Below are 12062 nucleotides of genomic sequence, written 5' to 3'. Positions count from 1 at the left end.
AGGCCGATACCGCCGCCGCACTTAGTACGAGCGGCCAGCTCAGCATCACCGATCCGGACACGGGGGAGGCTCATGTCGTGGCGCAGACCAACGCGCACGGCAGCTATGGCGACTTCTCCATCGATGCCAACGGGGCCTGGAGCTACACCGGCAACGGCGCCCACGACGAGCTCACCGCGGGCCAGCAGGTCCAGGACCAGTTCGCGGTGGCAAGCCAGGACGGCACCGCCTCCGGCACGGTGACCGTGACCATCACCGGCAGCAACGATGCGGCCACCGTCTCATCGGACTCGAAGTCCGTCACCGAGGACAATACTGCGGCAGCGCTCAATACCAGCGGCCAGCTGACAATTGTGGATCCCGACACGGGCGAGGCGCATGTGGTGACGCAGAGCAACGTCCACGGGACCTACGGCGACTTCAGCATCGATGCCAACGGCGCCTGGAGCTACACCGGCAACGGTGCCCATGACGAGCTCACCGCCGGCCAGCAGGTCCAGGATCAGTTCACGGTGACCAGCCAGGACGGCACCGCGACCGGCATTGTGACGGTGACCATTACCGGCACCAACGACAACGCGACCGTGAGCTCGGACTCGAACTCCGTCACCGAGGGCGACACTGCCGCAGCGCTCAACACCTCCGGCCAGCTCACCATCACCGACCCGGACACGGGTGAAGCCCACGTCGTGGCCCAGACCAACGTCCACGGCACCTATGGCGACTTCACGATCGATGCCAACGGCGCCTGGAGCTACACCGGCAATGGCGCTCACAACGAGCTCACTGCCGGCCAGCAGCTGCAGGACCAGTTCACGGTGACAAGCCAGGACGGCACCGCCACCGGCACCGTGACGGTGACCATCACCGGCACCAATGATGCCGCGACAGTCAGCTCGGACTCGAAGTCTGTCACCGAGGACAACACCGCCGCGGCGCTCAACACCAGCGGCCAACTGACGATTGTGGATCCCGACACTGGCGAAGCCCATGTCGTGGCGCAGAGCAGCGTCCACGGCAGCTACGGCGACTTCACGATCGACGCCAACGGGGCCTGGAGCTACACCGGCAACGGTGCCCATGACGAGCTCACCGCCGGCCAGCAGGTCCAGGACCAGTTCACGGTGACCAGCCAGGACGGCACCGCCACCGGCACTGTGACGGTGACGATCACCGGCAGCAACGACGCCGCAACCGTCTCATCAGACTCGAGGTCCGTCACCGAAAGCGACACGGCGGCCGCGCTCAACACCAGCGGCCAACTGACCATCACCGATCCCGACACCGGCGAAGCGCATGTCGTGGCGCAGACCAATGTGCATGGCACCTATGGCGACTTCAGCATCGATGCCAACGGCGCCTGGAGCTACAGCGGCAACGGCGCGTACAATGAGCTCACCGCCGGACAGCAAGTGCAGGACCAGTTCACGGTGACCAGTCAGGACGGCACCGCCTCCGGCACCGTCACGGTGACCATCACCGGCACCAATGATGCCGCGACAGTCAGCTCGGACTCGAAGTCTGTCACCGAGGACAACACCGCCGCGGCGCTCAACACCAGCGGCCTATTGACAATTGTGGATCCCGACAGCGGCGAAGCCCATGTCGTGGCCCAGACGAACGCCCACGGCAGCTATGGCGACTTCACCATCGATGCCAATGGCGCCTGGAGCTATACCGGCAACGGTGCCCATGACGAGCTCACTGCCGGCCAGCAGGTGCAGGACCAGTTCACGGTCACCAGCCAGGACGGCACCGCGACCGGTACCGTGACGGTGACCATCATCGGGACCAACGACGCGGCCACGGTGAGCTCGGACTCGAAGTCCGTGACAGAGGGCAATGCCGCCTCCGCGCTCAACACCAGCGGCCAGCTCACCATCACCGACCCTGACACGGGCCAGGCCCATGTCGTGACGCAAACCAACGTCCACGGCACCTATGGCGACTTCAGCATCGATGCCACCGGCGCCTGGAGCTACACCGGCAACGGCGCCCATGACGAGCTCACCGCCGGCCAGCAGGTGCAGGACCAGTTCACGGTGACCAGTCAGGACGGCACCGCCACCGGCACCGTCACGGTGACCATCACCGGCACCAATGATGCGCCGCTCGCCGTGAATGACACCAGTGCCAGTCCGGGTGCCACGGCTGCGACCGAGAAGGGCGGCACGGTCAACGGCACTGGCGGCGTCAACGGCAGCGGCAATGTGCTCGCCAACGACATCGATGTCGACAGCGGCAGCTTGACGGTCAGTGCAATCCGCACCGGCGGCACCGAGGGGTCTGGCACGGCCGGCACGTTGGGCGTCGGCCTGGTCGGCGCGCACGGCACGCTGACACTCAATGCCAACGGCAGCTACACGTACGTGGTCAACGAGAACGACGCAACCGTGCAGGCGCTCAACGTCGGCCAGACGACGATCGACACCTTCAATTACACCGTCACCGACGGCGGCCTGACCGACACGGCGGTGCTGACCGTCACCATCAACGGCGCCAACGACGCGCCGGTGAATACCGTTCCGGGGCAACAGACCGTGGGAAACGGCAGCGGCGGTGGCTCGACAGCAACTTTCACGCTGAGAGTCAATGATGTCGACAACGGCACCGAGACTGTTTCGCTCTCGCTGGGCAACGCTCCGCAATCATCGACCGGCATATTAACGCTCTCCACAACATCAGGCCTTACATTCAGTTCCGGCGGCAACGGCACCAAAGCGATGACGTTCTCCGGCACGATCTCGGACATCAATGCGGCCTTGGCTAGCGTGACGTTTAGTGGCGGGTCAAACAACACCACGCGGACGTTGACCATGACAACGACCGACGGAGGAGGTCTCGCCGACACTGACACCGTCACGATCGTGAAAGGGAGCGGAGCCACTGTCCTTCCCGCCGGTATCGCTGGCGAGGCCATCAACCTGGGTCTGGTCGATCCCTCAGATGATCCCAATGATGTAATTACCGTCACGATCAGCGGGGTGCCCTTGGGCTGGAGTCTCAGTAACGCCACGAATAACGGCGATGGCACCTGGACTGCCCAGACAAATGATGTGCAGTCGATGACAATCACTTCGCCGCTGGATTTCGCGGGTGCGGTGGTGCTGAACGTCACGCAGACCTGGACAAATACCGATGGCAGTGCTTGGACGACAACCGTGGCCGACAATGTCGAAGTCTATGCGCAGGGATCGCCGATCTTTGCTGTGTCGGGCGACGACCATCTGACAGCTTCGAGCGGGAGCGACCTGCTGGTGTTCGCGCAGCCGATCGGTCACGACGTGGTTTATAACTTCGACGCGATGCATGACCAAATCGATCTGATCGATTACGCTACCTTCGCCTCGTTCGCCGACGTTCAGGCGCATACTCTAAGCGACGCCAACGGCAACGCTGTGATCGAGTTGGGAGAAGGCCAATCGATCACCTTGCAAGGTCTGGATCCGACATCGCTCACATCGAGCAATTTCGTATTCGATCAAACACCCGTTACGGAAAATTCCGGCAGCCTGGTGATAGGCGACGGCGCGTTGCTTCCGTTGAGCGGCACCATCGACAACACGGGTACGATTGAGTTGAACTCGACCGGAAATGGAACAAACCTCGAGCTGATCGAACACGGCATCACGCTCCAGGGTCATGGGCAGGTCGTGCTGTCCGACAGCGATCAGAACCTGATCACCGGAACGACCTCCGACGTCACGCTGACGAATGTGGACAACACGATCGCCGGCGCGGGCCACCTCGGGGACGGGATGATGGGACTGGTCAACAAAGGCACGATTGTCGCCACCGGCATCCATGTGCTCGATATCGATACCGGGACGAACACCATCGTCAATTCCGGAACGCTTGAAGCGGCTGGCAGCGGCGGGATGGTCATCGCCAGCAACCTTGATAATTCTGGGCTGCTGTGGGCGCATGGAGCCAACATCACCTTCAATGGCAGCGTCACCGGCGGCGGCACCGCCTTGATGGATGGCGTAGCCACGCTCGAATTCGGAGCCGCCTCGTCGGCCAAGATAACGCTTGATGCCGGAGCCACCGGAACAATCGTGCTCCACGACTCCTTCGACTTTAGCGGGGTCGTGTCCGGATTTAACGGGGATGACCACCTCGATCTCCTCGATGTGGCATTCGGGGTCGGCACGACCGCGAGCTATGTCGCAAATCAGGCCGGCACTGGAGGAACGCTGTCGGTGACTGACGGTATTCACACCACCGACATTGCCCTGTTGGGCCAGTACGATGCCGCGGGCTTCCAGACGGAGGCAGACAAGAACACGGGAACGCTTGTCAGCTATCATGAGCTTCTGATCTGACGCTGCGAATGGATCGATCGGGCGAATGTTGCGGCCCGGCGGGCCTGCCGGACATTCGCCCGTATCCCGACATGCGAGCGATCGTGTTGATCCCGACCGTTCCACGAACCGCGCTCGAGTACATCGTCGGGCCGCTTTGCTGACCTTGCGCCGCACTCCGCCATCGAATGGCTGCTCGCCATCGATGTCGCCGAGCTGTCCTGGGAGATTCAACGCTACCGCGTGTTGCGGCACAAGCTGCTCGAAACGTAACGCCGCAATTGAGGCGGCGCTGCGGCGCATCGACATGGTCCCTTCCGGAGACGGTCTATCGCGACTCCGGAGCTAGCTCAGGCTAGCTCACCAGGAAGTTGCCATTGTGCAACGCGCCGGTGGCGTTCAGCAGGCTGATCTCCATATCGCTCGCTCCGTCGCCATCGATATCGATCTGGAGGGCGTCGTTGCCCGGACCGAAATTCAGCAAATGAGCAGAAGCCTGATTACCGCCAAGGAGAGCCGCGCTATCCACGTACTCGATGTGACCTCCGGCCACGCCGACACTCGAGAAGGTAAAGCTGTCGTTGGCTGCATCGAAGCCGTGGATGGTATCGGCAGCGCCCTGGACGGAATCTGCGATGCCGACGAAGCGGAAGTTGTCATGGCCCGCGCTGGCAAAGATTTCGTCCGCGCCCGCGCCGGCGATAACGGTCGTGTCGCCGGTCGTGTTGCCGATCGTGATGCGGTCGAAATTTGCGGCCAGGTTGATGTTTTCGACGTTGGTCACCGTGACATCGTAGACGTTCGCGTTGACGTTCAGGGTGTCGTTGCCGTCGCCGAGATCGATCACGTTCGCGGGGCTACCTTGCAGCGTCAGAGTGTCGTCCGACGAGCTCCCGTTGAGCAGGTTCACGTTCCACAGATTGTCGAACGAATTGCTGCCCGCGGCGAGATTCAGGACATTGGCCGTTCCGTCTCCGAGATTGACCGTCACGCCGGACACGGTGTTCAGCAGCGTGACCGTATCGTCCGACGGATTGAGATTGCCGGTGAAATCACTGCCGTTGAGGTTTTCGACACCAGTGATGCTGAGCGAATTGACGCCATTGGCGAGCGACACCCAATCGCTTCCGCCAGCCATATCGATGGCGATGCCGTTGACGTTGTTCGTCAAGCTGACCGAATTGTCCCCCGAATTGCCGTTGATGTGCTCGACGCCCGTTGCGGCAAAGGCAGCGAAGTTTCCGTCAAGGACGATCGCATCCTCGCCGTTGCCGAGGTCGATCGCAACGCCGTTCGCCGCCGCGATCGCGCCGGTGACGGTTAGGGTGTCGTCACTCGCCGTTCCGTATACGTGGTTGACATCATAGATGTTCACGAACGAGTTCGCGCCGGCAGCGAGATTCATCGTGTTGTCGCCGTTGCCGAGGCTAATGTTCAGGCCCGTGACCGTCGTCGTCAAGGTGAGCACGTCGTTGACGCCTGGCGCCGCACCGAAATCGGATCCTCCGATTCCCTCGACGCCACTCAGGCTGAGCGTGTTGGCGCCACCCGCGAGACTAAGCTGATCGTTGCCGCCGCCGAGGTCGACCACCAGTCCGTTGGCATTCGCCGTGAGATTGACGAACTCGTCGTTGCCAGTGCCGACCAGGTTCTCGACACCGGCGAGATTGAGCGTGTAGCCGTTGCCGAACGTGTTGTTGAGCAGGACGGTATCGCCCGTCCCTGCCCCCAGATTGAGGGCGTGCCCGAAAATATTGGCTCCGACGCGAAGATAATCGTCTCCGGCGGTTCCGAGCACGGGTGCGGCGCCAGAGAGCTGCTGCGTCGAGAGATCGATCGGACTCCCCGAAGCGCCCGGCGACTGCAGCACGATGGCGTCGCTGAACTGCAGCACTTCGATGTTGGTCAGGGTGTCGGTGCCGTCACGGCTCGCTACCGTGTCTTGAACCTGGATCGTTCCAGCCGTCGTGACGTTGTATTGCGATTGCATGCCGGAGAAGATCACCATGTCGGTGCCGGCGCCACCGTCGATCGTATCATCGCCGCCCTGGCCGGTGATCCCGTCGTTGCCGCCACCGGCGTTGATCGTGTCGCCACCGCCGCCGCCGAAGAAGAACTCGTTATTGGAGCTGCCCACCAGCGTATCGGCCTGGTTCGACCCCTGGACGCTGTTGACGCCGCCCGTGATGACGTCGGCGCCAGCGGCACCGCTCACGATTCCCGTCGAAAGGTCGACGGAAACTCCGCCGTTCGCCTGAGAATACGAGACCCGCGTATTGCCGTTACCGGTGATGGTATCGTTGCCGAGCAGGCCTTCAAACAGGTTGAAGGTACCGAACGATCCGGCCAAGGTCACCCCGGTGAAGCCCGCGGCGTTATAGGTGTCGTTGAGGCTGCTGCCGGTCGCACTGTTGACACCGACATAGGTGTCCGTGCCGATCGAGCTGCCGCCGGTCGCCGTCCCCGCCTGCAGGTTGATCGTCACGGCATCCGTCGCGCTGGCATAGACGATGCGGGTGTTGCCGTTGCCGGTGATCGTGTCGTTGCCAGCCAGTCCTTCGAACTGGTTGAAGTTGCCGTTGTTGCCGACGTTGTTGGTTGCGCCGTTCTGGAAGCCAACGGCGCCGAAATTTGTGGCCGTGAAGACGTCGTTGAACGTGGTGCCCTGAGCACCTTCGATTCCGCGGAACGTATCATTGCCGATCGAAGCGTCGCCCATCGCGGTGCCCGCTGTGAAGTCGATGGTTACCGGGCCGGTGGAGAAGTAGAGGTTGTTGTAGCTGATGATGTCGAAGCCGCCGCGGCCGTCGATGAAGTCGTCACCGGCAAGGCCGGTAAACGTCTCCGTAGCCGTGGTGATATTGCTGCCGCGGATGGTGTCGTTGTACATCGAGGCCATCACGGCGTTGACGCCACTGAAGGTGTCGCTCCCGGTGGATCCGTCACCACTCGCCGTACCCGCTAGCAGATCGACGGTCACCGCGCCGGTCGCGTTGGTGAATGCAACGCGCGTGTTGCCATTACCGGTGATGCTGTCGTTGCCTCCCATGCCGATGAATTCGTTAAAGGTGCCGTTGGAACCGCCGTTTTGGCTGGTTCCGCTGAAGCCAACGGCGTTGAAGACGTCCGCGGCGTTCGAGCCGCGCACGGACTCAACCGATCGAAGCGTGTCGGTGCCAACTGTCGCGGCGTCGCCCGTCACAATCCCCGCGGCAAGCTGAACGTTGATTCCGCCCATTGCGGTCGGATCGAGCGCATAGTCCGCCCGGTCGAAGCCAGCCCGGCCGTCGATGAAGTCGTCACCGGCGCGGCCTTCGAAGATCTCCACGGTCCCGGGGCCATTGGCGCTGCCGAGCATTTGGTCGCCAAATCCGGAGCCGACAACCCCTGCGAAGCCCGAGCCCACCAAGGTATCGGTACCGACCGAACTATCTCCGGTCGCCGAATGGGCCGTCAAATCGACGGTCACACTGCCCGTTGCGTTGGCGTAAGAGATACGCGTCAGGAGCGCACCCAGACTGTTCATTGCTCCGGTAATGGTGTCATCCCCTCCGCGGCCTTCGAACTCGTTGAAGCCCACATTGGTGCCGGCAATGCCGGTATCGCCCGCAAAGCCGGCCGCGTTGAACGTGTCGGCGTAATTGCTGCCGACAATGCCCTCGACATTCACCAGCGTGTCAGTGCCGACCCCGGGACCCGTCACGGAGCCTGCCGCGAGATTTGCGGTAATGCCTCCCGTTGCCGCGGTATAGTCGGCACGGTCGAAGCCGAGGCCGCCATCGAGCAGATCATTGCCATCGAGGCCCTTGAGGCGGTCGTTGCCGGCGAGGCCACTCAGGCTGTCGGCGTAGGCGGTGCCGACCAGCGTATTTGCGCCAGCGTCGCCGGTGAGGTGCACGCCCTGCCCCAGGATGAAGTCAGCGGCCGTGAGGTTCGACAGCGTCACGTTGAGCAGCGTGAGGGTGTCACCGTTGCCGAAGTCGATGACCGTGTTCGGCCCTTGTTGTGTGGCAAGCGCCTGAATGTCCGCGAGGGTCGAGACACCAGGGACCCCCGTGAGGTCGATCTTATCGGCGTCCGCTTGTACGAAGTCGCCAATGATATCGGCGCCGCCGCCGGTGGCGTAGACAAAGGTGTCTGCGCCGATGCCGCCGTTCAGGGCGTCGTTACCGGCACCACCGCTGAGCAGATCGTTGCCGCCGTTGCCGAACAGCTGGTCGTTGCCGTTGGAACCGGTGATCGTGTCGTTGAAGTTCGAGCCCGCGACGTTGGTCACCCCTCCCACAATCGTGTCATGCCCCACCGAACCGTCGCCGTCCGCGGTACCGGTTGCGAGGTTGACGATTACGCCCGAGGTCGCATTCGCGAACAGGATTTGCGTGCTGCCATTTCCAGTGATGATGTCGTTACCGCCCTGGCCCTGAAAGGCGTTGAAGCCAGCGAACCCGGTTGCATCGAAGCTGTCGGCAAGATTGCTGCCGGTGGCGCTGTTGACGCCGGTAAACGTGTCGTGACCGATCGAGCCATCGCCGCTGGCCGTTCCGGCCTGGAGGTTGATGGTCACGCCTCCGGTCGCATTGGCGTAGACGATGCGCGTGCTGCCGTTGCCGGTGATCTGGTCGTCGCCGCCCAGGCCTTCGAACTGGTTGTAATTGCCGTTGTTGCCGACATTGAGCGCGCCGGCCTGACCGTAGCCGGTCGCCACATAGGTGTCGGCATAGCCCGTGCCCTGAATGCCCTCGATCGAGCGCAGCGTATCCGTGCCGATCGACGCATCGCCGGTCGCCGTGCCCGCCGCCATGTCGACGCTGACGCCGCCCGTGACCGTGCTGAGGCTGTTGTAGATGGCAACGTCGAAGCCGCCGCGGCCGTCGATGTAGTCGTCGCCGCCGAGACCCGTGAAGTTGTTGTTGAAGCTGCTGCCGAGCAGCGTGTCGGAGAAGGTCGAACCCTGCACCGCGTTGACGCCGGTGAAGCTGTCGGTGCCTTCGGTGGCACCTGTGGCGCTGCCGGCAACCGTGACCGCATTCGTCGTCCCGACGGCGCTGGTCTCGAGATCGACGCTGACGCTCGAGGCGGCGATCTGGTAGTTCAGGCGGGTGAAGCCGTTGCCGATGATGGTGTCGTTACCGCCGGCGCCGGCGAAGTCGTTGAAGCTGCCGGAGGAGCCGACATTGGTGGCCCCGGCCTGACCGAATCCGGTCGCGTCGAACGTATCGTCGAAGTTGGTGCCGCGGGCGGCCTCGACGCTGCGAATCGTATCCGTGCCGACCGTCGCGTCGCCGTTCACGATGCCCGCGGCGAGGTGGACATAGATGCCTGACGTGGTCGTCGGATCCGAATTGTAGGTGACCTGGTCGTAGCCGCCGCGGCCGTCGATATAGTCGTCGCCGCCGCGACCTTCATAGGTCTCGTAGGTGAACGCGGCATTGTCGCTGCCGTAGAACGTGTCGTTGGAGGCCGAGCCCCAGATGGTCGAGACGTTGGAGAAGCTGTCATGGCCGACGGAGGCGTCGCCATCCGCGGTCCCGGCCCCGACGTCGACGGTGACCGCACTGCCTGCTCCCAGATAGGACAGCCGCGTCACAAACTGCCCCAACGCGTTGACAGCGCCGACGACGATGTCGTCGCCGCCGCGCCCCTCAAACTCGCTCTGGCCGGCGGCCACGCCGGGCAGACCGGTCGAACCGGTAAATCCGACCGCGTTGAACGTGTCGGCAAAATCGCTGCCGAGGATGCCCTCGACATTCGCCAGCACGTCTGTTCCGACACCCGGGCCGGTCACCGAGCCGGCGGCAAGATTGGCGGTGATGCCTCCCGTCGCATCACTGTAATCGGCGCGATCGAAGCCCTGGCCGCCATCGAGCTGATCGTTGCCGCCAAGTCCTTGCAGGACGTCGTTGCCGCCGAGGCCGCTCAGCTTGTCCGCATGGACCGTGCCGACCAAGGTGTTCGGATTGGCATCGCCGATCAGGTGAACGCCTGGCGCGAAGATGAAATCAGCAGCCGTGAGGTTCGCCAAAGTCACGTTCTGCAGCGTCAGGCTATCGCCATTGCCGAAATTGATGAACGTGTTCGCTCCCTGCTGTGAAGCGAGCGCCTGGATGTCGGCGAGGTTGTAGATGCCTGCGCCCGAAAGGTCGATCTTGTCGGCTTGCGCATGCGAGAAGTCGCCGATGAAATCGGCACCGCCGCCGCTTACATAAACGAAGGTATCGGCGCCGCCGTTGCCGAGCAGATTATCGGCACCGCTGCCCCCCTTCAGCGTATCGTTGAAGCCCGATCCGGACACGCCGTTCACGCCACCGGTGATGGTGTCGTGCCCGACCGAGGCATCCCCACTGACGGTGCCGGTGGCGAGATCGACAACAACGCCGCCGGTTGCGTTGGCGAACAGGAGCTGCGTGCTGCCGTTGCCGGTGATGAGATCGTTGCCGGCAAAACCTTGGAAGGAATTGAAACCGACGAAGCCTGTCGCGTCGTAAGTGTCGACGAAATTGCTGCCATAGACGCTGTTGACGCCCGTGAAGGTGTCATGCCCGACCGACCCGTCCCCCGTGACCGAGCCGGCGTTCAGGTTGACGGTGACGCCGCCGGTGGCATTCGTGAAGAGCAGCCGCGTGTTGCCGTTGCCGGTGATCTGGTCGTCGCCGCCCAGGCCTTCGAACTGGTTGTAATTGCCGTTGTTGCCGACATTGAGCGCGCCGGCCTGACCGTAGCCGGTCGCCACATAGGTGTCGGCATAGCCCGTGCCCTGAATGCCCTCGATCGAGCGCAGCGTATCCGTGCCGATCGACGCATCGCCGGTCGCCGTGCCCGCCGCCATGTCGACGCTGACGCCGCCCGTGACCGTGCTGAGGCTGTTGTAGATGGCAACGTCGAAGCCGCCGCGGCCGTCGATGTAGTCGTCGCCGCCGAGACCCGTGAAGTTGTTGTTGAAGCTGCTGCCGAGCAGCGTGTCGGAGAAGGTCGAGCCCTGCACCGCATTGACGCCGGTGAAGCTATCGGTGCCTTCGGTCGCACCTGTCGCGCTGCCGGCAACCGTGACCGCATTCGTCGTCCCGATGACGCTGGTCTCGAGATCGACGCTGACGCTGGAGGCTGCGATCTGGTAGTTCAGGCGGGTGAAGCCGTTGCCGATGATGGTGTCGTTGCCGCCGGCGCCGGCGAAGTCGTTGAAGCTGCCGGAGGAGCCGACATTGGTCGCCCCGGCCTGACCGAATCCGGTCGCGTCGAACGTATCGTCGAAGTTGGTGCCGCGGGCGGCCTCGACGCTGCGAATCGTATCCGTGCCGACCGTCGCGTCGCCGTTCACGATGCCCGCGGCGAGGTGGACATAGATGCCTGACGTGGTCGTCGGATCCGAATTGTAGGTGACCTGGTCGTAGCCGCCGCGGCCGTCGATATAGTCGTCGCCGCCGCGACCTTCATAGGTCTCGTAGGTGAACGCGGCATTGTCGCTGCCGTAGAACGTGTCGTTGGAGGCCGAGCCCCAGATGGTCGAGACGTTGGAGAAGCTGTCATGGCCGACGGAGGCGTCGCCATCCGCGGTCCCGGCCCCGACGTCGACGGTGACCGCACTGCCTGCTCCCAGATAGGACAGCCGCGTCACAAACTGCCCCAACGCGTTGACAGCGCCGACGACGATGTCGTCGCCGCCGCGCCCCTCAAACTCGCTCTGGCCGGCGGCCACGCCGGGCAGACCGGTCGAACCGGTAAATCCGACCGCGTTGAACGTGTCGGCAAAATCGCTGCCGA

Annotated in this window: 2 protein-coding genes; one reads left to right on the top strand and one right to left on the bottom strand. The window is 63.3% G+C overall.

The annotated features are described in order from the left end of the window. The coding region (locus CVM73_RS08865) for a beta strand repeat-containing protein (RefSeq protein ID WP_100231610.1) at positions 1–4325 on the top strand (4325 nt) is incomplete at its 5' end. Between the two features lie 334 nt (positions 4326–4659). Here CVM73_RS08865 and CVM73_RS08860 read toward each other — a convergent pair. Next, on the bottom strand, positions 4660–11997 hold the full coding sequence (locus tag CVM73_RS08860) for a calcium-binding protein (protein ID WP_146006582.1): 7338 nt from the start codon (positions 11995–11997) through the stop codon (positions 4660–4662). Positions 11998–12062 lie beyond the last annotated feature (65 nt).

It is taken from the genome of Bradyrhizobium forestalis, from assembly GCF_002795245.1.
Classification (GTDB): Bacteria; Pseudomonadota; Alphaproteobacteria; order Rhizobiales; family Xanthobacteraceae; genus Bradyrhizobium; species Bradyrhizobium forestalis.
The sequence above is the reverse complement of the archived record's forward strand: the minus strand, read 5'-3'. Positions and strand labels throughout refer to the sequence as shown.